A 495-nucleotide genomic window follows, 5' to 3' on the forward strand; every position below is an offset into this window, starting at 1 on the left:
CCGCTACCACCTGCTGGTCTTCCCGCTTCTGCTCGGCGCCGGCAAGCGGCTGTTCAGCGCCACGGACAAGGACACCCAGAAGCTCAAGCTGGTCGAGCACGAGGCCTACCCCAATGGTCTGCAGAAGAACGTCTTCGACGTCATCCGCTGACAAGGTCCCCGTATGACGACGCCGGTGATCACGTCCGGCACGGGTGCCCAGAATGAGCAGGCGGGTGGCCTACGGGCACTGACGATTGCTCCGGCGGACTGCTCGACACCTACCGCAGCCAGCACGGCAACGGAGCCAGGTCCTCACGGGCCGGGGCCTGTCAGGGACGCAGTCCGAGAGGACCCTGGACGGTCGACCTATCGACCCACCTGTCACGAGCCCGGTGACAACGCCCCGGCGACGAAACGTCATGACGAAATATCACCCGATAGGGGTGGCTCTGAAACTCACTGCCGATCATGATCCACCGGCACCGCCAACGCTCCACGAACGGAGCAACGTGG

Annotated in this window: 1 protein-coding gene; it reads left to right on the forward strand. The window is 64.6% G+C overall.

Features of this window, described 5'->3' with window-relative positions:
* Positions 1 to 151 (forward strand): dihydrofolate reductase family protein (locus C6N31_RS42455; RefSeq protein WP_198359655.1); only part of this gene is annotated, 151 nt, incomplete at its 5' end.
* Positions 152 to 495 lie beyond the last annotated feature (344 nt).

This window comes from Streptomyces fildesensis, assembly GCF_016107395.1.
Lineage (GTDB): Bacteria > Actinomycetota > Actinomycetes > Streptomycetales > Streptomycetaceae > Actinacidiphila > Actinacidiphila fildesensis.